Source organism: Pseudaquabacterium pictum (assembly GCF_005403045.1).
Classification (GTDB): Bacteria; Pseudomonadota; Gammaproteobacteria; order Burkholderiales; family Burkholderiaceae_C; genus Pseudaquabacterium; species Pseudaquabacterium pictum.
Map to the genome: position 1 here is coordinate 57,345 of NZ_BJCL01000012.1, position 19,374 is coordinate 76,718.

20 protein-coding genes and 2 pseudogenes are annotated in these 19,374 nt (G+C 71.7%); 13 read left to right on the forward strand and 9 right to left on the reverse strand.

Annotation, left to right across the window (positions count from 1 at the left end; translation table 11 throughout):
- Positions 1 to 19: 19 nt before the first annotated feature.
- Both FFT10_RS19925 and FFT10_RS19930 read left to right on the forward strand, forming a co-directional pair.
- Positions 20 to 1,822 carry a GGDEF domain-containing protein gene (locus FFT10_RS19925; protein WP_137734622.1) on the forward strand — a complete coding sequence of 601 codons (1,803 nt, stop codon included), beginning with the start codon at positions 20 to 22 and terminating at the stop codon, positions 1,820 to 1,822.
- Positions 1,823 to 1,936: 114 nt separating this feature from the next.
- Positions 1,937 to 3,442, forward strand: a complete 1,506-nt coding sequence (locus FFT10_RS19930; RefSeq protein WP_228027200.1) for a DUF294 nucleotidyltransferase-like domain-containing protein — start codon at positions 1,937 to 1,939, stop codon at positions 3,440 to 3,442.
- A gap of 151 nt (positions 3,443 to 3,593) precedes the next feature.
- Here FFT10_RS19930 and FFT10_RS19935 read toward each other — a convergent pair whose 3' ends face one another.
- On the reverse strand, positions 3,594 to 4,010 hold the full coding sequence (locus FFT10_RS19935) for a DUF2177 family protein (protein WP_137734624.1): 417 nt from the start codon (positions 4,008 to 4,010) through the stop codon (positions 3,594 to 3,596).
- Between the two features lie 101 nt (positions 4,011 to 4,111).
- Positions 4,112 to 4,573 (reverse strand): annotated as a pseudogene (locus FFT10_RS19940) (PQQ-dependent sugar dehydrogenase); the annotation flags it as partial.
- A 1-nt stretch (position 4,574) separates the two neighbouring features.
- Between FFT10_RS19940 and FFT10_RS19945 the strand changes: the two are divergent.
- A pseudogene (locus FFT10_RS19945) lies at positions 4,575 to 5,102 on the forward strand (RNA polymerase factor sigma-54); the annotation flags it as partial.
- Positions 5,103 to 5,331: 229 nt separating this feature from the next.
- Positions 5,332 to 5,517 carry a CsbD family protein gene (locus FFT10_RS19950; protein ID WP_137734625.1) on the forward strand — a complete coding sequence of 62 codons (186 nt, stop codon included), beginning with the start codon at positions 5,332 to 5,334 and terminating at the stop codon, positions 5,515 to 5,517.
- A 191-nt stretch (positions 5,518 to 5,708) separates the two neighbouring features.
- Here the strand turns inward: FFT10_RS19950 and FFT10_RS19955 are convergent, their stop codons facing one another.
- Entirely contained in the window at positions 5,709 to 6,056 is a 348-nt protein-coding gene (locus FFT10_RS19955; protein WP_137734626.1) for a BON domain-containing protein, read from the reverse strand.
- A 166-nt stretch (positions 6,057 to 6,222) separates the two neighbouring features.
- On the opposite strand from FFT10_RS19955, the gene FFT10_RS19960 reads away from it, so the two are divergent.
- Positions 6,223 to 6,984, forward strand: a complete 762-nt coding sequence (locus tag FFT10_RS19960; protein ID WP_137734627.1) for an esterase/lipase family protein — start codon at positions 6,223 to 6,225, stop codon at positions 6,982 to 6,984.
- A 59-nt stretch (positions 6,985 to 7,043) separates the two neighbouring features.
- Here FFT10_RS19960 and FFT10_RS19965 read toward each other — a convergent pair whose 3' ends face one another.
- Positions 7,044 to 7,478: a DUF2383 domain-containing protein gene (locus FFT10_RS19965; protein WP_137734628.1), complete on the reverse strand. Its 435-nt coding sequence runs from the start codon at positions 7,476 to 7,478 to the stop codon at positions 7,044 to 7,046.
- Between the two features lie 271 nt (positions 7,479 to 7,749).
- On the reverse strand, positions 7,750 to 8,271 hold the full coding sequence (locus FFT10_RS19970; protein ID WP_137734629.1) for a pyridoxamine 5'-phosphate oxidase family protein: 522 nt from the start codon (positions 8,269 to 8,271) through the stop codon (positions 7,750 to 7,752).
- A 266-nt stretch (positions 8,272 to 8,537) separates the two neighbouring features.
- Between FFT10_RS19970 and FFT10_RS19975 the strand changes: the two genes are divergently transcribed.
- The 3 genes from FFT10_RS19975 (at position 8,538) to FFT10_RS19985 (ending at position 10,613) form a co-directional block, all read left to right on the forward strand.
- Positions 8,538 to 8,894, forward strand: coding sequence for a DUF883 family protein (locus FFT10_RS19975; RefSeq protein ID WP_137734630.1), 357 nt, complete (start codon positions 8,538 to 8,540; stop codon positions 8,892 to 8,894).
- Between the two features lie 45 nt (positions 8,895 to 8,939).
- The gene (locus FFT10_RS19980; protein ID WP_137734631.1) at positions 8,940 to 9,869 is read left to right on the forward strand and encodes a lipocalin family protein; all 930 of its coding nucleotides are present in this window, start codon (positions 8,940 to 8,942) and stop codon (positions 9,867 to 9,869) included.
- A 204-nt stretch (positions 9,870 to 10,073) separates the two neighbouring features.
- Entirely contained in the window at positions 10,074 to 10,613 is a 540-nt protein-coding gene (locus tag FFT10_RS19985; RefSeq protein ID WP_137734632.1) for a hypothetical protein, read from the forward strand.
- A gap of 630 nt (positions 10,614 to 11,243) precedes the next feature.
- Here the strand turns inward: FFT10_RS19985 and FFT10_RS19990 are convergent.
- The 3 genes from FFT10_RS19990 to FFT10_RS20000 all read right to left on the reverse strand — a co-directional run bounded on the left by FFT10_RS19990 (position 11,244) and on the right by FFT10_RS20000 (position 13,805).
- A complete protein-coding gene (locus FFT10_RS19990) occupies positions 11,244 to 11,885 on the reverse strand; it encodes a hypothetical protein (RefSeq protein ID WP_137734633.1) in 642 nt (213 codons plus the stop codon).
- A 359-nt stretch (positions 11,886 to 12,244) separates the two neighbouring features.
- A complete protein-coding gene (locus FFT10_RS19995; RefSeq protein ID WP_137734634.1) occupies positions 12,245 to 12,742 on the reverse strand; it encodes a CIA30 family protein in 498 nt (165 codons plus the stop codon).
- Between the two features lie 139 nt (positions 12,743 to 12,881).
- A complete protein-coding gene (locus FFT10_RS20000; protein ID WP_137734635.1) occupies positions 12,882 to 13,805 on the reverse strand; it encodes a YicC/YloC family endoribonuclease in 924 nt (307 codons plus the stop codon).
- A 30-nt stretch (positions 13,806 to 13,835) separates the two neighbouring features.
- On the opposite strand from FFT10_RS20000, the gene FFT10_RS20005 reads away from it, so the two are divergent.
- The 5 genes from FFT10_RS20005 (at position 13,836) to hemW (ending at position 18,456) form a co-directional block, all read left to right on the forward strand.
- Positions 13,836 to 14,804 (forward strand): serine/threonine protein kinase, encoded by a 969-nt coding sequence (locus tag FFT10_RS20005; RefSeq protein WP_137734636.1) that lies wholly within the window; start codon positions 13,836 to 13,838, stop codon positions 14,802 to 14,804.
- Between the two features lie 112 nt (positions 14,805 to 14,916).
- A complete protein-coding gene (locus FFT10_RS20010; RefSeq protein WP_137734637.1) occupies positions 14,917 to 15,846 on the forward strand; it encodes a PP2C family protein-serine/threonine phosphatase in 930 nt (309 codons plus the stop codon).
- Positions 15,847 to 15,854: 8 nt separating this feature from the next.
- Positions 15,855 to 16,583 (forward strand): ribonuclease PH, encoded by a 729-nt coding sequence (rph, locus tag FFT10_RS20015; RefSeq protein ID WP_137734638.1) that lies wholly within the window; start codon positions 15,855 to 15,857, stop codon positions 16,581 to 16,583.
- 12 nt (positions 16,584 to 16,595) lie between these two features.
- On the forward strand, positions 16,596 to 17,231 hold the full coding sequence (locus FFT10_RS20020; RefSeq protein WP_174246134.1) for a non-canonical purine NTP pyrophosphatase: 636 nt from the start codon (positions 16,596 to 16,598) through the stop codon (positions 17,229 to 17,231).
- Between the two features lie 10 nt (positions 17,232 to 17,241).
- Positions 17,242 to 18,456 carry a radical SAM family heme chaperone HemW gene (gene hemW, locus FFT10_RS20025; RefSeq protein WP_137734639.1) on the forward strand — a complete coding sequence of 405 codons (1,215 nt, stop codon included), beginning with the start codon at positions 17,242 to 17,244 and terminating at the stop codon, positions 18,454 to 18,456.
- Here hemW and FFT10_RS20030 read toward each other — a convergent pair.
- A complete protein-coding gene (locus FFT10_RS20030) occupies positions 18,368 to 19,363 on the reverse strand; it encodes a LysR substrate-binding domain-containing protein (protein WP_137734640.1) in 996 nt (331 codons plus the stop codon). The two genes, hemW and FFT10_RS20030, sit on opposite strands and share 89 nt — an antisense overlap.
- Between the last annotated feature and the right edge of the window lie 11 nt (positions 19,364 to 19,374).

The following is a 19,374-nucleotide window of genomic DNA, read 5'->3' on the forward strand; positions in this document are numbered from 1 at the left end:
AGTTCTGGAGCCGCTCCCGATGGACGCTGACCGTCCCGCCCCCGCGCAGCTGGCCAAGGGCGCCCTGCGCCGGCTGGCCATGTCCAAGCGCGAGCCCACCCCGGCCAACTTCGCCCGTGCCTATGCCGAGGAGGCCGGCGAGCCCGTCCCGGCCGAGGGCCTGCTGCCGCCGCGCGCGCGGGCGCAGGTCGAGCGTCTGGTGGCCCGCGCCAGCGACGACACCACCCTGCGCACCGAGCTCACCGCCGCGCTGATGGAGGCCCGCTACGACGATCTGCAGCGTGCGCTGGACCGCGGCGCCGGCGCCGCCGCCAGCCAGGGCGCGGCCTGGGCCCAGCTGATCGACCGGCTGGCACGCGGCCTGGAACGTGGCGCCCGCCATTGGACCGGCGCCCGCAAGAAGGACAGCCTGCAGCGGGTGCTCGACGGCAGCCGCAGCGATGCCCAGCGGCTGCAGCAACGGCTCAAGCAGCTGGTCAGCGCCTGGGAGAACGACCAGCCCGACGACGATGTGGATGTGGACGCGACCGACGCGGCAGCGCTGCCGGCCACCGAGCCGCTGCCGCCCGCAGCGGTGTCAGCCGCCGCGGCGCAGATCGCCGAACCTGCTGCGGCGAGCACCGACGCCCATCCCCGCATCGTCGACAACCTGCGCACCACGGTGTGCGCCGGTCTGCCGCCCGGCGAGCCGCGCGCCGTCGAGCTGGCCGACGAACTGTCCGCCCTGGCCGCCCGGGTGGCCCGCGAGGGCGCCACGCCGCTGCTGGCCGATGCCGTGGCCGATGTCTGCCACCGGGTGCAGCGGCTGTTCGGCCTGCGCCATGAGCTGGTGGACGAACTGCTGGCGCTGTGCCGCTCGCTCACCGAGGGCATGGCCGACCTGGCCGAGGACCGCCGCTGGGCCGAAGGCCAGGCCGAGGGCCTGCGCCAGCGGCTGCAGGGCGCCGCCGGCGCCCGGGCGGTGCGCGCCGCCCGCGAGCTGCTGGACGACACCCGCGCCGCCCAGCGCAGCCTGCAGGCCGAGCGCGCCCTGGCGCGCGATGCGCTGAAGGACATGGTGCGCCAGGTGCTGGCCGAGCTGGGCGAGCTCGGCACCGCCACCGGCCGCTTCAGCGACAAGGTGGCCGGTTACGCCCAGGCCATCGAGGCGGCCGATTCCCTCGACAGCCTGGCCGCCGCGGTGCGCGAGATGCTCGACGAAAGCCGCACGGTGCATGACCTGGTGGCCGGCGCGCGCGACCGCCTGGCCGCCGAGCATGCCCGTGCCAGCGCCCTTGAAGCCCAGGTGCTGGGCCTGGAGGCCGAGCTGCGCCGGCTGTCCGACGAGGTGTCGACCGATGCCCTGACCCAGGTGGCCAACCGCCGCGGCCTGGCCCAGGCCTTCGAGGTGGAGACCGCCCGCGTGCTGCGCGAGGGACCGGCGCAGGCGCCGCTGGCGGTGGGCCTGATCGACATCGACAACTTCAAGAAGCTCAACGACAGCCTGGGCCATGCCGCTGGCGACGTGGCGCTGCAGAGCCTGGCCGCGCGGGTGAAGGAATGGCTGCGGCCGGTGGACCACATCGCCCGCTTCGGCGGCGAGGAATTCGTGCTGCTGCTGCCCGGCACGCCGGTGGACGAGGCGCAGCAGGTGCTGACGCGGCTGCAGCGCCGGCTGAGCGCCAGCCTGTTCATGCACGAGGGGAAGGAGGTGTTCGTCACCTTCTCCGCCGGCGTGACGGCCTGGCGGCCCGGCGAGACGGTGGACACCGCGCTGGCCCGCGCCGACGAAGGCCTGTACGAGGCCAAGCGCACCGGCAAGAACCGCAGCTGCATCGCCTGAACGGCAGCGCGCCCGCTTGATGCCCGGCAGGCTTGGCGTCAGGTGGCTGTGGTCAGATCGCCAGCGGAGCCCCGCTGACGCATGCCACACCCTGATCCAGCCACCGCCGGTCCGATGCCTGCCGATCTGGACGCCGGCCTGGGCCGCCACCAGCTGCAGAGCCTGACGCTGGCGCCGGTGCGGGCGGTGGGCGTGCGGCCGCTGCACACGGTGGAGGCGGCCATGGATGTGGTGTCGGTGGTGCGGCTGTTCCGCAGCGCCCGCACGACGCAGGTGCTGGTGCGCGGCGACGGCCTGCCGCAGCCGGGACTCGGCATCTTCAGCACCTCGGGGCTGCAGCGGGCCATCCTCGACGGCCGGCCGCTGGCGCAGCTGGCGGTGGGCGTTCTGGCCAGCCAGCCGCTGGTGGTGGTGGCGCTGGACACGCCGGTGTTCGATGCCCTGGCGCTGATGATCCGCCACCGGGTGCAGCGCCTGGTGGTGCTGCACGCACCGCATGACCAGCTGCCGGCCGTGCCTGCCGAGGCCGACGTGGCCGGCGTGCTGGAGCAGGCCGACCTGCTGAGCTTCCTGTCCAACCACAGCTACCTGGTGACGCGGCAGATCCTGGACGCGGCCGACCTGGCGGCGCTGGAGGCGGCGGCGGCGCAGATCACCCGGATGATCGGCCTGATGCATGCCAGCGGCACCCGGGTGGCCCTGATCGCGCGGCTGGTGCAGGCGTTGAATGCGCGCCTGTTCGAGCGCGCCTGGCAGCTGATCGCCCCGGGCGACCTGGTGGCCCACAGCTGCCTGTTCGTGATGGGCAGCGAGGGCCGCGGCGAGCAACTGCTGAAGACCGACCAGGACAACGCCCTGGTGCTGCGTGACGGCTACCAGCCGCCGGCCGACCTGGACGCCATCTGCCAGCGCTTCAGCCAGGCGCTGACCCGCTTCGGCTACCCGCCGTGCCCGGGCCGCATCATGCTCAGCAACCCCGACTGGCGCGGCAGTGCCAGCGCGCTGGCGCAGCGGGCGCGGCGCTGGCTGCTGATGCCCACCGCCGACAGCGTGATGGCGCTGGCCATCTTCCTGGATGCCCATGCAGTCTGCGGCGATGCGCGCCTGCTGGCCCAGGTGCAGGGCGCGGTGTGGGATCTGGCGGCCGACAACGATGCGCTGCTGGCCCGCTTCGCCGCGGTGGCGCTGGCTTTCGACGGCGCCGCCGAGGCCGCCCACGGCAGCTGGTGGAGCCGCCTGCTGCACCCCGGCGCGCCGCCGCCGCCCGAGGCCGCGCTGGACCTGAAGAAGGCCGGCCTGTTCCCGCTGGTGCACGGCGTGCGGGCGCTGGCCCTGGCCGGCCATGTGCCGGCCACCGGCACGGCCGAACGGGTGGCTGCCCTGGTGGCCGCCGGCAGCCTGCCGGCCGACCTGGGCACTGCCCTGGTGGAGGCCCTGCATGTGCTGATGCGGCTGAAGCTCGACGCCGGCCTGGCGGCGCTGGCCGCCGGCCGGGCCGATGACGGCGTGCACCTGGCCGCGCTGAGCACGCTGGACCGGGACCTGCTGCGGGACACGCTGGCGGTGGTGCGTCGCTTCAAGGCGCTGCTGAGGCAGCGCTTTCATCTCGACGCGCTGTAGCAGCGCCGGCGGCCGGGGCGCCCGCCGGGCACCACTTGCTCAGCATCGCCGACACGGGCTGGTGCCCGGCTGCAGGCCAACGCGCGACAACACGCTCATGCAGGCAGGCGGGACGGTGTTCAAGGGGAGATGCCGATGGCCGCGGCGCGCATCAGGTCCGCGTCGCCCAGTCCAGCGCCGCCTTGCCGCCGGCCGCCGAGGCTGTGCTGACCACCGTGCCCCAGGCCATGTCGATCAGCGACAGACCCAGCGGCCAGCCCTTCAGCGTGGCCAGGTTGGTCAGATCGTAGGTGGCGTAGGCGAAGAAGCCGAACAGCGCCGCCATGCCCAGCGTTTCGGCCCAGCCGCGCGGCGCGGCCGGCGCCAGCTGCGGTGCCACCGCGAACACCACCACCGCCACCGCGTACAGCAGGTAGAACAGCACGGCCACCGGCACCACGGGCTGCTCGGCCATCAGGTGGCCGATGCCCTGCTGGTACAGCGGCTTGGCGATGACGCCCAGCCACAACAGGTCGAGCGCCACCAGCACGGTGGCGGTGCCGGCGTAGGCGGCGGCGTAGCGGTTCATCGTTTCGGCTTCCAGGGTCAGGGTCAGGGTCGGGGGTGGTAGGCCGGAGGCGGCGGCGGGGGGGCAGGAAGTCGCGGCATGATGGCGCCACGGCACGACCATCAAGGCGCAGCGGTCACGCGCCAGACGGTGTTGCCCACGTCGTCGGCCACCAGCAGGCCACCGCGCGTGTCGACGGCCACACCCACGGGCCGGCCCCAGGCGTCGCCATCGCCACTGAGGAAGCCGCCCAGCAGTTCCACCGCCGGCCCAGCCGGGCGGCCATCGCGGAATGGCACGAAGACGACCTGGTAGCCGCTCTTCGGGCGCCGGTTCCACGAACCGTGCAGGCCGACGAACATGCCCCGCGCGAACGGCGCCGGCAGGTCGCTGCCCGCCGACGCGGCCAGCCCCAGCGGCGCCACGTGGGTTCCCAGTGCGAAATCGGGCGTGACGGCCGAGGCCACGCGCGCCGGGTCGCCGGGCTGCACCCGCACGTCGACATGGTGGCCGTGATAGCTGTACGGCCAGCCGTAGAAGGCGCCGTCTCGCACCGACGTCAGGAAATCGGGCACCAGGTCGCTGGTCTATGCGGAACTGTTCAAGCGCCATCGCTCGGCCCAGCACACCGAGATGGCCGGCCAGCTGCTGGAGGCGAGCTGGACGTTGCACAATGTCGAGCAGCGCTTTGCCACCATTCTCGATGTGGCCGAGGCCATCCTGCGGCGGCAGCGGCACTTCTTCGAGTTCGGACCCATGGCGATGAAGCCGATGGGTCTGAAGGAGATCGCCGAGGAGGTGGGCATCCATGAATCCACCGTGTCACGCGTGACCAGCAACAAGTACATGTCCACCCCCTTGGGCGTGTTCGAGCTGAAGTACTTCTTCTCGCGGGCGATGGTCAGTGCCAGCGGCAGCGCATGCTCAGGTACCGCCATCCGCGGGCTGGTCAAGGACATCATCGAGGCGGAGCGGCAGGCCGCGCCACTGTCCGATGCCGACATCACCCGCCAGCTGGCAGACCAGGGCCTGGTGGTGGCGCGCCGCACGGTCACCAAGTACCGTCAGATGCTGCGCATCGAGTCGGTGGAGCGGCGCCGCCGTCAGGCCTGAGCGGGCGTTCGGGCGCAGGCGCTGGCCTGGCGCGGTCCCGGCCAGGGCCGGACGCCAGTCGATCCATGGCATCGCAGCGTTCGTCCAGTGTCTTGGCTGCCGGCGGTTGCCGTCGCCACCTGGGTGGCAACCCGCAGGCCTGTGGCTGTCTGTTGCCACCCGTGTTGCGCGGGCATGCCGTTTGCCCGATCTGGACGGGCGAATCCCCGCCCGACCAGGAGCACGACGCATGAACAAGGACCAGATCAGGGGCGCCGCCAAGGAAGTGGCCGGCAAGATCCAGCGCAAGACCGGTGACTTGTTGGACAGCCCCGAGCAGGAAGCCAAGGGCACGGCCAGGGAAGTGGCCGGCAAGGTGCAGAAGCAGGTGGGCAATGCCAAGGAAGCGTTGAAGGACGGCGCCCGCAAGACCTGACCGCCTGCGGCGCGCCTGCGGCGCGCCTGCGGCGCCGCCCTTGCCATCGGCTGCGCTCCGTGTCAGGTGGCCGGGCCGGGCATGCTGGAAACCTGGACATGACCGGCGCCTTGGCCAGCCCTCACGGCGACCTGTTCAACGCGCGCCCGTGTCTGCGCGCATGGCCATGCCGGTCAGACGCGGTGGCTGGCTCAGGGCTTGATCCGCAGTTCATTGCGCACGCTGGTCGTGCCGCTGGCGCGGGTGGCCACCAGGGCGGCTTGGTCGATCTGGGCCTGGTTGTCGACCAGACCGGTGAGCTTGACCTCGCCCTTGATGGTGTCGACGCTGATGTCCAGGCTCTTGATGTCGGGCTCGCCGAGCAGGGCTGCCTTGACGTTGGAGGTGATGACCGCGTCATCGATCTGGGTGCCGACCGTGCCGGATGAGGCAGGGGTGGGCGCGGTGGGCTCGGGTGCCTTGTTGCAGGCCACCAGCAGAGAGGCTGCCAGGGCCGTGGCAACTGCCGTCAGCAACAGGCGAGATGGGTGTGTCGTCATGGTGGACTCCAGAGTGGGTGAGGAAGGCGTCAGGCCGATCACGGAACCTTAGCGGTCGGCGAGGGCCACCGTCGGTGCGCTGGCGGACCGACGGGCGCGTTCATCGCCGGGGTGGCTTGCCGAGCCAGTGGTTGGCGCACCGCCAGGCACTTCTTGATCGAGCCCCATGCTGTCCATCCAGTCCATCCCGCGGCCGTCGCTGACGCTGCTGGGCGCCGAGCCGCTGCGCGCCGCGGTCGAAGATGTGTCCCACCGTGCCTTCACACCGGCGCGCTGTCCCGTTGCCGGTGATGGCCATCCGGTGGTCATCTTCCCTGGCCTGGGCACCGACGGCCATGCGGTGGCCCCGCTGCGCCGCCACTGCGAGTCGCTGGGCTATGCGGCGCTCGACTGGGGCCGGGGCTTGAACCGCGGCCCGCAAGGCGACCCCGAGGCCTGGCTGGCCGACCTGCAGGCGCATGTGACCGATCTGCTCGGCGGATTCGAGCAGCACGCCACGTTCATCGGCTGGAAGCTGGGGGGCATCTGTGCGCGCGGGTTGGCAAAGTCCTTGCGTCCGCTGGTGTGTCAGGTCATCACCTTGGGCACGCCGTTCGATGCCGGCGCAGGACACACCCATGCGGGCTGGATCTTCCGGTTGCTGGGCGGTGCGGCGCCGCCCTTGACCGCCGCCTGGTCAACCCGGCTGCGCAGTGCGCCAGGCCTGCCCACGATGTCGATCTACAGCCGCACCGACGGCGTGGTGGCTTGGCAGGCATGCAGGCATGCGGTGGAGTCCGACCGGGTGCAGGACATCGAGGTGAGCGGCAGCCACATCGGCCTCGGCTGGAACCGGGCCGTGCTTGGCATCGTCGGGGACCGGCTCGCCCAGGTGCCTGCCCAGTGGAAGCGGTCTGCGGCCGAAGCGGGTGACGACACGCGGCGCTGACAGACGGCGCTGTCCGCGCGATGATCCCGCGGGCATCGGAGCCCTCTGCTGGCGGCCCGTCAGTCGCGCGGCAGCCGCATGACCTCGCTGGCGATCGCAGCGCGCTGGGTTGTCAGCAGCGTCCCGATGCTGGCGTGGCTGGCCACCTCGCGCTGCTGCAGCGCCTTGTCGTAGACGCCGCACAGGGACTCCTCCCCGTCGCGCACCGCCGGCAGGACATTCCGGTCCAGACTGGAAAGCCAGTCGCGCAGCATCACCACGACCTTGTTCACCGTGCCCTGCAGCGAGGTATCGTCTTCACCCGCATCGCGCAGCCGCACCAGCTCGGCCTGCTGTTCCTGCGCATGCCCTTCGTGCAGGCCGATCAGCCGCCGGATGTCGGGCTGGATCTCCGGCTGCGCCCGCGCGAGCATCTCGCGGTAGCCCGTCAGCACGTCGTTCGTGGCGGTGTGAATGTCATGCAGTGCGTTGATTGCCCTTGCGGTCATCGTCATCTCCAGTCAGTGGGTGGCACCGATGGTCATCGCACCGGCGGCGGCGGCGCGGCAGACAGGGCCGCGATGGCTTGTAGGCCAAGACCACATGCAGGACCAGGCGCTGTGCTGGCAGGTGCCGAGCCCGTGCCGGTGTGCAGGCCTTGCTGCAGATGTTGCAAGATCGGCCATCGGCGCCGCTGGTGCCAGGCGCGCACGCAGGCAGGGCGCGGCGCCTGGCCTTTGCGCCCGTTGAGCGGGTCTACCGCCTGCATGCTGGCGGCCTGCGGCGTCAGGTCAGCCGCAGTTCACCGTGCTCGCCCAGGTCGGTGGGTGGGGTGCCGGTGATCGCCGCCCGGGTCATCTTGACCACCTGGGTCAGCTTGCTGTCCTGCACGTCCCAGTAGCTGGCGTGGCTGATCCGCACCTGCACCAAGGCCAGGTCGCTGTCGTCGGCTCCGCCCGGGAACCAGGCAGCGGCCATCGGCGACCACAGCGCGTGCTTCATGGCGGCGTCGTCGACCACGGCGGCGGTCCCCGACACCGAGACATACCGGTCTTCGCCTGGATCGGCGTAGCCGATGTTGACCTGCGGCTCGACCAGCAGGTCGCTGACCGGTGCGCCCTGTGCCGACATGAAGAACCACAGGCGGTCGTCTTCGCCGATCGCCCGGTTCTGCATCGTCATGGGCCGCCCATGCAGATGGCCATTGCCGTGGCGTGTGGTGAACAGCGCAAAGCGGATGCCCTTGATCAACGACCACAGTTGGTCGCGCTCTGCGGCGGCGTCATCGGGATGCGGGGCATTGGACATGGTGTGATGGCCTTGGTGGAGGTGGGGGGTTGGCGAGCCAGCGGCGCCGTTTCCGGTGCCCCGTGGATCACGGTGGGCGCAGCAACCGCCGTCAGGGGGCGTGTCGCCGCGGCGGGCTGGATGCCTGCTGCCGCGGGGCAATCGGCGCGCCCGGGCATCCACGGCGACACGGCGCCCGCATGGCCGTGCCGCGGCCTCGTTCCGCGACGCGGCACGCCGATTGCCCGGGAGACGGTCACCTCATCCACCGCGCACAGGAGCCATCCATGGTCACCGCATCCACCCCAGACTTCGTCAGCCAGCCCGATCAGCAGACCGCCACGACCGGCGCCGATGGCCTCTCCCCAGGCACCAACGGCAGCCGCCCCGACCTGCTGGACGCCATGGCCGACACGGCGCACCAGACCATCGACCGCCTGGCCGAGCAGGTGGCGCCCCAGGTGCAGCGCCTGCAGGCCGAGATGGCCGGCGCCACCGACATGCTGGATGAGCGCGCCGACCAGGTTCGGGACATGACCGCGGACTGGCTGGAGAGCGTGCGCTGCACCGTGCGCGAGAACCCGCTGGCCGCGGTGGGCGCCGCTCTGGCAGTGGGCCTGCTGGTGGCCCGCCTGTCGCGCTGACCCAGCATGGCCGACTCGTCGTTGCCGCACAGCCCGCCCGCGGCTGTGTGGCCTTCCTCAGCGCCGGACGGCGACATCGATCTGGACATCCGCATCCGCCGGATGGAAGAGCAGCTGGTCGCGCGTGAGCAGCGGGTGCGTTCGCGGGTGCAAGACCTGGGCATGCGGGCGCGGAAGGCGACGGCGCCTTCCGCCCTGCTGCTGAAGCTGGCGGCCGTGGCCGCAGCTGGCGGTGCGCTGGTGTGGGGGCTGCAGCGGCGCCACCACCCAACGGCGCCCCTGCGTCCACGTGGCCCTGCGGCCCAGGCTGCCGGGCCCGCGGCGCTGCTGCTGAGCCTGCTGCCGATGGCGTGGCCGATGCTGCCTGCGCGTTGGCGTCAACGGGTGAGCCTGGCCACCGCTGTCACGGTGGTGGGTGTGGCCGTGCCGTTGCTGCAGCGCTTGATGGCAGGCCGCAGCGACCATGCGGCCACTGGCGAGCGCCCGGCGCCCGCCACCGTGGCGCACCTGGACCTGGTGCGCTTTGTCGGCACCTGGCATGAACAGGCCCGACTGCCACAGCCGTTCGAACACGGCTGTGCGGCACCGTCGCGCGTCAGCTACACCCCACAGGGTGGCCTGCTCGGCGTGCGCAACGAATGCCGCAACGCCAAGGGTCGGCTGCGCTCGACTGACGGGGTGGCCCGGGTGGTGCCCGGCAGCGGTGGCGCCCGGCTGGAAGTGAGCTTCCTGCCGGCCTGGCTGCGCTGGTTGCCGCTGGCATGGGCCGATCGGTGGGTGCTGCATGTCGACGAGGCGGCGGCCAACTACCGGGTGGCGATCGTCGGCCATCCCTCCCGCAGGGGGCTGTGGCTGTTGTCGCGCAGCCCGCACTTGCCTGCCGACGAACTGCAGCGCCTGGTGGCACTGGCCAACGGCGTGGGCTATGACACCAGCCGTCTGCTGCCGCTGTGCCGTGCGCACAAGGCGCCGTGACGGCTTGCCACCAGCCAGTGCAGGTCGGGCCGGCGTTCGAACAGCGCCTGCATCGGCAGCACGTTGATCGCGTCGTCCTCGACGCACAAGCCTGCCGTGTCCGCCTGGGGCGGGCACGGCGATTGCCGATGCCGTGACGTCGATCCGACACCGCCGATGCCGGCTGCGGCCCGACATCCCACTTTGATCTCAAGGAGCATTCCCATGGCAGACACCTCACGCGTCATCACTGGCCTCTTCCCTGACCGCGACAGTGCCGAACGCGCCTACCAAGGCGTGGTCGACCGCGGCTACGGCAAGGACGATGTCAACCTGGTCATGTCCGACGCCACCCGTGAGCGCCACTTCGGCAACCGCAGCGCGGGTGGTGGCGACGGTGTCGAGACCGCACTGGGCAACAAGGCGGCCGAAGGTGCCGGCATCGGCGCGGGCATTGGCGGCACCGTGGGGGCCATCGCCGCGGTGCTGGCGGCCGTGGGCACCAGCATCGCGCTGCCCGGCCTGGGCCTGGTGATCGCCGGCCCGGTGGTTGCGGCACTGGCCGGCGCCGGCGCCGGCGGAGCGGCCGGCACGCTGGTCGGTGCGCTGATCGGCCTGGGCATCCCCGAGGAGCGCGTCAAGGGCTATGAGTCCGGCATTGCGCAGGGCGGCATCCTGCTCGGCGTGCGCCCGCGCAGCGACGAGGACGCCGACCAGCTCGCCAGGATGTGGCGGGACGCACGCGGCGCCGACATCCACCGCTGACGCGCCGAGGTCACCGCAGGGCTGCGTGGCACGCAGCCTTGGACCGACCACCGGACGGCGACAACGCCGCCCGGCCCCGGCGCTGGCTCCGGCCGGTCCGCGTGGCCGACCGGCTGCCATGTGCAGCGGCGGGGTCCGCATCCAGGCGCGCTGGGCCGCCGCATGCGCCCGCATCCGTCGGTAGCGTTGCACCACCTGGCGCAGCACCAGGGGCCAGTCGTGCGCCCGGGCATGGTCCAGGGTGCCTGGGCAGCAGCCGACCCGCTTTCCGCGGGGTGGCCGTGGGTCGGCGCCGGCGGCCACCAGCAGGTGCCCGGGGCCCAGCAGGTCCACCGCCCCGGCCAGCATGTCGAGGTGCTTGCCGGCCTCGAGACCGCCGGTGCACACCAGCAGCCGGGTGCCCGATGGAACGCACAGGTGGCGCAAGCTGCGCCGCCGCACCAGCGGGTCGGCCTGCCCGGGATGGAAGATGGCGCAGTCCACCCCCAGCGGCTGGTGCTGGACGTGGCGCAGGCCCCACTGCCGCAGGCGTTGCACCATGCCTTGGCTGGATGCAAGCACCCGGTCGAAACCTGCGCAGAGATTGGCCACGTGCGCCTGGGCGCAGCGTGCCAGGATCGGCCACTTCGATCAGGTCCGGCCTGCGTGCGCCATCAGCTGCACCAGCCGCTCGCGACCCAGCGGCAGCCTGTGGCCACTGGTCCAGGGCAAGGCCACACCGCCGGCGTCGATCAGGCCGCTGCCGGTGGCGCCTGGCGCCATCACGGTGTGACGCCAGTCCAGCCCGGTCAATGCCGCCTGGCGCGCCAACAGCATGCCTTGCTGGCTGGCCCCCGGCCCCCAGGTCGCCGACACATCCAGCAAGTGCGGTCCTCGGGCCACGCGCATGGGTGGAGGAGGCTGCGCACAACGCGTGGTCGACAAAGTGAACATGGCGGCCTCGGGCAATCGGCATGCCCGGTGCGGCGCGCCGTTGCCCTGGCTCGGCAGGAGCGATGCACCGCCAGTCCCACCGATCGCCTTGACCTCGACCCGGTGGTCACCCTGGCCAACCAGCATCCGGATTGGACGCGGGCCCTGGCCATGCCGTTCGTGAAGATCGACGCCGCCACGCGGCCCCGCCGGCCCGACACCCACTGGCTGGGCATGCAGTCCCGCGGGCGCCCGCCACACGCCGGTCACGTCGACTGCATGGACCGTGGCCTGATCTGCCAGCGGGCAACCGGTGCCGACCGGGGCGTCGGCTCCGGCGGGTTCTGGCGTGGCGAACACCACGGCTCCACCAGCAGGGCAACGGGCGCCATCGGCGCACCGAATCCTGCCGATCCAAGCGTGGCGTGCGTCGCGAGGGTTTGCCGGGGCGACCCACGCGACCACGCCGCGCTTGCAGTCCAGGTCTGCGCGCTCGCCAGCGCGCATGCTTTCGGCCGGCGGCCGCCTTCGAATCCTGACGGCTGCGCGGGGGCGTCGTGTTTTGGCCTCGGGCAATCCCGCCCGGCACAGACTGGCGTTCGCCATGTCGCTGCCGCAGGCGCGGCACGTGCTGTTGCGGCGCGTGCGGCGCCGCCCCTGCTTCGAGGGCTGCGGGGCACTGGACGTGCCCCTGGTTCGGTCGCTGGGCGCAGGTCGGGTCAGATGAGGCAGATCCGCCGGATGTGGAGCTCGAAGCTGCCGGCCTGGCGTGCCGCGATCATCAGGCCGACCTGGCGGATGTTTGCGGGGGCCAGCGGTGGTGCACCGGTGACCTCGCGCCCGCGGAAGCTGGCGCGGAAGTCGGCGAGTGGCAGGTGCACGGTCTGCCAGTCGGTCCCCTGGGGGGTGAAGCTGGCCTGGTGGTTCAGGCTGTCGAAGCCGTCGTCGGTCAGCAGGCTGAGCTTGAACCGCTTGTTGTCACCGCGCACTTCGATGAGGCAGGCCTGGGCGCCAGCCAGGCCCCGTTCGCCAGGGCTCGACCGCACCGAGGCAAAGCCTCCGTTGCGCTCCAGCGAGACGGTTCCCTCGAACACGGCGTGACCGGCTGGGGCGTGGCGCATTGCGCTGCGGGAGATGCCGCCCATCACGCGGTCGTCGATGGCCCGCCACGCGGTCGCGGCGTCCGGATCAGTGAAGTCGAACAGTGGTTTGCGCATGGCCGGTGCGCCGCCCATCCGAGCGGGTGGGAAATCCGAACTTCCTTGCACGCGTTCGGATGGCGCTGATCACTGCGCGTCGGTCCATCGGCACCAGTTTGTTCCTGTTGGCAGACGGACGGCAAGAGACGTCTCGGGACTACTCCAGGTTCTGCACCTGCTCGCGCATCTGCTCGATCGCGACCTTCATCTCCACCGACACATTCGTCAGCTCCAGCGCCGACGACTTGCTGCCCAGGGTGTTGGCTTCGCGGTGCAGTTCCTGGATCAGGAAATCCAGCCGTTTGCCCAGCTCACCGCCGGCCAGCAGCAGGCGGCTGATCTCGTCGAGGTGGGCGCCGAGGCGGGCCAGCTCCTCGGCCACGTCGATGCGCAGCGCATAGGCGGCAGCCTCGTTCAGCGCACGGTCGCGCAGCGCCTCGGCCGTCACGCTGCCGCCCGCACCGGCGTTCTGCAGTGCCTCGTTCCATCGGTCCAGGAAGCGCTGCTGCTGGCGCTGCACCACCGCCGGCACCAGCGGTGCGGCCTGCGTGGCCAGCTCGCGCAGGCGGGCGATGCGCTCCTGCAGGATGGCCACCAGGCGGGCACCTTCGCGCGCCCGGGCCTCGCGCAGGCCGTCGATGGCCACGCGCGCCGCGGCCAGCGCCGCCTCGTCCAGCCGCTCGGGCACGCCGCCCTGGCGGCACCAGCCCAGCGCCTCGTTCACGCTCAGCGGCCGGGCGTTGGGCAGCCAGCTGGTGACGGTGGATTCCAGCCGCGACAGCCGGTTCAGCTGCTCGGCCTGGGGCTGCGGCCAGGCGCCATCGGCTTCGCGCTGGGTGGCCACCCGCAGCTCGATCTTGCCGCGCTTGAAGGTCGCGCCGACCAGGTCGCGCAGCGCCGGTTCCAGGCCGCGCAGCTCATCGGGCAGGCGGAAGGCCAGGTCGAGGAAGCGGCTGTTGACCGAGCGCACCTCCACGCTGACGGCCGACGCTGCCGAGGTGCCGCGGCTGGCGGGTTCGTCGGTGCTGCCCCCCGCGCCGTGCGTGGCATGGGCAAAACCGGTCATGCTGTAAACTGACATCGACCCACCAGACAAGGGAAAACACGGATTATGTCAAAGCCCAAGCCTGCCCCTTTGCCCGCGGGCACGGTGGTCGGCGGCTATGCCATCGTCAAGAAGCTGGCAGCCGGTGGGTTCGGCGTGGTCTACCTGGCGGAAGACGCCGACCGCCACAACGTGGCGATCAAGGAATACCTGCCCGCCTCGCTGGCCGAGCGCTCGCCCGGCGAACTGACGCCGCGGGTCAAGCCCGAGAAGCAGCCGCTGTACCGGCTGGGCCTGAAGAGTTTCTTCGAAGAAGGCCGCAGCCTCGCGCAGATCAGCCACCCCAGCGTGGTGAGCGTGCTGAACTTCTTCCGCGAGAACGAGACCGTCTACATGGTGATGAACTACCTGCAGGGCGACACCCTGCAGGATTTCATCGTCACCGCGCGGGACTTGAAGCGCGACAAGGTGTTCCGCGAGAGCACCATCCGCAGCCTGTTCGACGAGATCCTGCGCGGCCTGCGCATCGTGCACCAGCACAAGATGCTGCACCTGGACATCAAGCCGGCCAATGTCTTCATCACCAACGACAACAAGGCGGTGATGCTGGACTTCGGTGCCGCGCGCGAGGTGCTGTCGAAAGAGGGCAACTTCATCCGGCCGATGTACACCCCCGGCTTCGCCGCGCCCGAGATGTACCGCCGCGACGGCACCCTGGGCCCGTGGACCGACATCTATGCCATCGGCGCCTGCCTCTACGCCTGCATGCAGGGCTATCCGCCGAATGACGCACCGCAGCGGCTGGAAAAGGACCGCCTGGCGCTGAGCCTCTCCCGCCTGCGCAATGTGTACTCCGACAACCTGATCGAGGTGACGGAATGGTGCATGTCGCTGGACCCGCTGAGCCGGCCGCAGAGCGTGTTCGCGCTGCAGAAGGAACTGGCCCGCGAGACCGAGCGCCGCTACACCAAGCTGAGCTTCTCCGAGCGCATGAAGCTGCAGTTCGAGAGTCTGAAGACCGGGGCCAAGACGTGATCTGCGGAGCCAAATTCTGGAGGCGGGCCGAGCGCCGGGCCGCTCCCAAGCCGGCCCGCCATCCCCTTGGGGGATCGCGCGGCGTACCCGCCGGGCGAGGGGCTGCACGGTCATGAGGTTCAACGTCTACCAAGTCAGCCGCAAGGGTGGCCGGCCCAAGAACGAAGACCGGATGGGCTATTGCTACACCCGCTCGGCGGGGCTGTTTGCGCTGGCCGACGGCATGGGCGGTCATCCGGAGGGCGAGGTGGCCTCGCAGCTGGCGCTGCAGACGCTGTCGGCGCTGTTCCAGCGCGATGCCAAGCCCACGCTGAAGGATCCGCTGCGCTTCCTGCAGGATGCCGTGATGGCCGGCCACCAGCAACTGCTGCGCTATGCCACCGACCGCGGCCTGATGGACACGCCGCGCACCACCGTGGTGGCCTGCGTGCTGCAAGGCACCTCGGCCTACTGGGCGCACTGCGGCGACAGCCGCCTGTACCTGGTGCGCGGCGACAAGCTGCTGGCCCGCACCCGGGACCACAGCTACAGCGAGCTGCAGGGCGCGCTGGCGCAGTCCGGCCAGCCGCTGCCGGGTGATGCCCACCGCTACAACCGCAATGTGCTGTTCACCTGCCTGGGCAGCCCCGGCAAGCCGGTGGTCGACACGTCGGGCCCGATGGTGCTGCAGGCCGGCGACCGGCTGATGCTGTGCAGTGACGGCCTGTGGGGCGCCGTGAGCGACGAGGCCATCGTGCAGACGCTGGGTGCCCGCACCGTGTCCGACGCCGTGCCCGACCTGGCCGAGCAGGCCCTGCGCAGCGCCGGCAGCAAGAGCGACAACGTGACGGTGCTGGCGGTGGAGTGGGAAGGTGCCGAGCCGCACGCCGCGCCGCCGGTGGTGCACACCCGGGCGCTGGGAGACGAGGTCTTCGCCTCCACCATCCAGGCCAGCCTGGCCGCCGGCGAAGTGCCGGCCGAAGAACTGGACGACGCCGAGATCGAGCGCTCGATCCGTGAGATCAACGAGGCGATCAAGCGGTCGTCTCACAAGAAACCCTGAGGTTCCCGATGAGCCATTTCCAGCGCGGCGATGGCCGCGCGCACGACGCTTTGCGCCCGGTCAGCATCCAGCGCGGCTTCACCCGCCATGCCGAGGGGTCGGTGCTGGTCAGCTTCGGCCACACCCAGGTGCTGTGCACCGCCTCGGTGGAAGAGAAGGTGCCGCCGCACAAGCGCGGCAGCGGCGAGGGCTGGGTGACGGCCGAGTACGGCATGCTGCCGCGCGCCACCCACACCCGTGGCGACCGCGAGGCCGCCCGCGGCAAGCAGAGCGGCCGCACGCAGGAGATCCAGCGCCTGATCGGCCGCAGCCTGCGCTGCGTGTTCGACCTGGCGGCGTTGGGCGAGCGCAGCATCCTGATCGACTGCGACGTGCTGCAGGCCGATGGCGGCACCCGCACCGCGGCCATCACCGGTGCCTACGTGGCGGCGGCCGATGCGGTGGCCTGGCTGATGGCCCAGGGCAAGCTGCAGGCCAGCCCGATCAAGGATGCGGTGGCCGCGGTCAGCGTGGGCATCGTCAACGGCACGCCGCTGCTGGACCTGGAGTACACCGAGGATTCGAGCTGCGACACCGACATGAACGTGGTGATGACCGGCAGCGGCGGCTTCGTCGAGCTGCAGGGCACGGCAGAGGGTGCATCGTTCAGCCGGGCCGAGATGGATGCCCTGCTGGCGCTGGCCGACAAGGGCATCCGCGAACTGGTGCTGGCGCAGCGCGCCGCGCTGGCGAAATAGGGCGGCCGGGCCATGCTGCGCCTGGTGCTGGCGTCGAACAACGCCAAGAAGCTGAGCGAGCTGCGGGCCCTGCTGGCTGGCCTGCCGCTGCAGCTGGTGACGCAGGGCAGCCTCGGCATCGCCGAGGCCGAGGAGCCGCACCACACCTTCATCGAGAACGCGCTGGCCAAGGCCCGGCATGCCGCGCGGGCCTGCGGTGGTGCGGCGCTGGCCGATGACTCCGGCCTGTGCGTGGGCGCACTGGCTGGTGCGCCAGGCGTCGTCTCGGCGCACTACGCAGGCGAGGTGGCGGTGGTGGATGGCGAAGACCGCGAAGCCCGCCGCCGCCGGCAGGATGCCGCCAACAACGCCGCGCTGCTGGCCGCGCTGGCGCCGCACGCCGACCGCCGCGCGCACTTCATCAGCACCCTGGTGGCGGTGCGCCATGCCGACGACCCCGAGCCGCTGGTGGCCGTGGGCCGCTGGCCCGGCGAGATCCTCACCGCCCCGCGCGGCAGCCACGGCTTCGGCTATGACCCGCTGATGTGGATTCCCGCGCTGGACGCCACCGTGGCCGAGCTGCCGGCCGCGCTGAAGAACCAGCACAGCCACCGCGCGCGTTCGGCCGCCGTGCTGCGCGAGATGCTCGGCACGGCCTGGCATCTTTGAAGGCACTGCCGTGAGCCAGGACCTCGTCAGCCGCTACCTGCGCCCCGGCACGCTGCAGCTGGGCGATGCGCCGCCGCTGTCGCTCTACGTGCACCTGCCGTGGTGCATCGCCAAGTGCCCGTACTGCGACTTCAACAGCCACGCCCGGCCGGCCGATGCCGACGGCGGCCTGCCCGAGCAGCGCTACCTCGATGCGCTGGTGGCAGACCTGGAGGCCGCGCTGCCGCAGGTCTGGGGCCGGCCGGTCGTCAGCGTGTTCATCGGTGGCGGCACGCCCAGCCTGTTCTCGCCCGACGGCATCGACCGGCTGCTGACCGCCATCCGCGCCCGCCTGCCGCTGATTCCGGGCTGCGAGATCACGCTGGAGGCCAACCCGGGCAGCTTCGAACGGGCGCGCTTCCGCGCCTTCCGCACCGCCGGCATCACCCGGCTGAGCGTGGGTGTGCAGAGCTTCGACGATGCGATGCTGGCCAAGCTGGGCCGGGTGCACGACGGCACCCAGGCCCGGGCGGCGTTGGCCGAGGCAGCCGCCTGCTTCGACACCTTCAACCTCGACCTGATGTACGCGCTGCCCGGCCAGACTCTGGCGATGCTCCAGGCCGACCTGGACGCGGCGCTGGCCTTCAACCCGCCGCACCTGTCGATCTACCACCTGACGGTGGAGCCCAACACCGTGTTCGCCACCGCGCCGCCGCCGGGCCTGCCCGACGACGACCTGGCCAGCGACATGCTGGATGCGATCACCGCCCGCACCGCCGCCGCCGGGCTGCAGCGCTACGAGGTCTCCGCCTTCGCGCGGCCGGGCCACCGCTGCCTGCACAACCTGAACTACTGGACCTTCGGCGACTACCTCGGCATCGGTGCCGGCGCCCACGGCAAGCTGAGCTACCCGCACCGGGTGGTGCGCCAGGTGCGCTGGCGCGAGCCGCGGCGCTACATGGACGAGGCCCTGTCGGGCGACGGCGGCCGGGCGATGAGCAACGACGACGAAGTGCCGCGCGGGCAGCTGCCGTTCGAGTTCATGCTCAACGCGCTGCGGTTGAAGGATGGTTTCGCGCTGGCCGACTTCCAGGCCCGCACCGGCCTGCCGCTCAGCGCGGTTGCCCGGCCGCTGGCCGCTGCCGAGGCGCAAGGCCTCATCGCGCGGGATTTCGAGCGGGTGTGGCCGAGCGCGCGCGGCTTCGACTTCCTGTCGGACCTGCAGCAGCTGTTCCTGCCGGACTGAGCGCCGGGATCGCCGCCAGCGCCGCGGCCGACTGCGCCAGCTCGTCCTGCAGCCAGTCGCGCAGCGCCAGCAGCGGTGGCCAGTCGGCCCGCGCCGGCGTGGTGGCCAGCCAGAAGCGGTCGGGGCCTTCCTCGGCCACCGTCACCGGAGACAGTTGCACCAGCCGCCCATCGGCCAGCGCATCGGCCGCCAGCAGCTGGCGTGACAGTGAAATGCCCAGCCCCTGCTCGGTGGCCTGCAGCATCAGCCCGGCATCGTTGAAGGCGGCCACCGGCGTGATGCGCGGTGCCAGTCCCTGCAGCGCAAACCAGTCGCGCCACTGGCCGGTGTTGCCCAGCAGAGGCTCGTCGGCCAGCGCCTGGGCACCGCGCCCGGCCAGGCGCTGCGCCACCGCCGGCGAACCGACCACGATGCGCGGCGAGTCCAGCAGCGCCCAGGCCACCAGGCCGCGCCAGGGGCCACTGCCCTGGCGCAGCGCGGCATGGTGGCTGCCGTGGGCCAGGTCCTCGATGTTCTGCGAGGTGTGCAGGTCCAGCACGACGCCGGGATGCCGGGCCCGCCAGCGGCCCATGCGCGGCAGCAGCCAGCGCTGCGCGAACGAGGGCAGGGTGGTCAGGCGCAGCACGGTGGCGGCGTTGGCGCTGGTGGCGGCGGCGTCGCGCAGGGCGCTGTCCAGCTGGGCGAGCGCGGGCGCCACGCCGCGCAGCAGGGCCTCACCGGCGGCATTGAGCACGATGCGCCGGCCCGGCCGGTCGAACAGCTGCAGGCCGGTCTGCGCCTCCAGGTGCTGGATCTGCTGGCTGACGGCGCTGTGCGTCAGGTGCAGCACGTCGGCGGCGGCGCGCAGGTTGCCCCGGCGCGCCACTTCAACGAACGCGGGCAGGGTGTTCAGCGGAAGGCGTGCCATGCTGGTCAGTC

Coding starts and splice junctions, on each gene's coding strand:
- FFT10_RS19925 (WP_137734622.1), top strand. CDS start 20: ATGGACGCTGACCGTCCCGCCCCCGCGCAGCTGGCCAAGGGCGCCCTG.
- FFT10_RS19930 (WP_228027200.1), top strand. CDS start 1,937: ATGCCTGCCGATCTGGACGCCGGCCTGGGCCGCCACCAGCTGCAGAGC.
- FFT10_RS19935 (WP_137734624.1), bottom strand. CDS start 4,010: ATGAACCGCTACGCCGCCGCCTACGCCGGCACCGCCACCGTGCTGGTG.
- FFT10_RS19950 (WP_137734625.1), top strand. CDS start 5,332: ATGAACAAGGACCAGATCAGGGGCGCCGCCAAGGAAGTGGCCGGCAAG.
- FFT10_RS19955 (WP_137734626.1), bottom strand. CDS start 6,056: ATGACGACACACCCATCTCGCCTGTTGCTGACGGCAGTTGCCACGGCC.
- FFT10_RS19960 (WP_137734627.1), top strand. CDS start 6,223: ATGCTGTCCATCCAGTCCATCCCGCGGCCGTCGCTGACGCTGCTGGGC.
- FFT10_RS19965 (WP_137734628.1), bottom strand. CDS start 7,478: ATGACGATGACCGCAAGGGCAATCAACGCACTGCATGACATTCACACC.
- FFT10_RS19970 (WP_137734629.1), bottom strand. CDS start 8,271: ATGTCCAATGCCCCGCATCCCGATGACGCCGCCGCAGAGCGCGACCAA.
- FFT10_RS19975 (WP_137734630.1), top strand. CDS start 8,538: ATGGTCACCGCATCCACCCCAGACTTCGTCAGCCAGCCCGATCAGCAG.
- FFT10_RS19985 (WP_137734632.1), top strand. CDS start 10,074: ATGGCAGACACCTCACGCGTCATCACTGGCCTCTTCCCTGACCGCGAC.
- FFT10_RS19995 (WP_137734634.1), bottom strand. CDS start 12,742: ATGCGCAAACCACTGTTCGACTTCACTGATCCGGACGCCGCGACCGCG.
- FFT10_RS20000 (WP_137734635.1), bottom strand. CDS start 13,805: ATGTCAGTTTACAGCATGACCGGTTTTGCCCATGCCACGCACGGCGCG.
- FFT10_RS20005 (WP_137734636.1), top strand. CDS start 13,836: ATGTCAAAGCCCAAGCCTGCCCCTTTGCCCGCGGGCACGGTGGTCGGC.
- FFT10_RS20010 (WP_137734637.1), top strand. CDS start 14,917: ATGAGGTTCAACGTCTACCAAGTCAGCCGCAAGGGTGGCCGGCCCAAG.
- rph (WP_137734638.1), top strand. CDS start 15,855: ATGAGCCATTTCCAGCGCGGCGATGGCCGCGCGCACGACGCTTTGCGC.
- FFT10_RS20020 (WP_174246134.1), top strand. CDS start 16,596: ATGCTGCGCCTGGTGCTGGCGTCGAACAACGCCAAGAAGCTGAGCGAG.
- FFT10_RS20030 (WP_137734640.1), bottom strand. CDS start 19,363: ATGGCACGCCTTCCGCTGAACACCCTGCCCGCGTTCGTTGAAGTGGCG.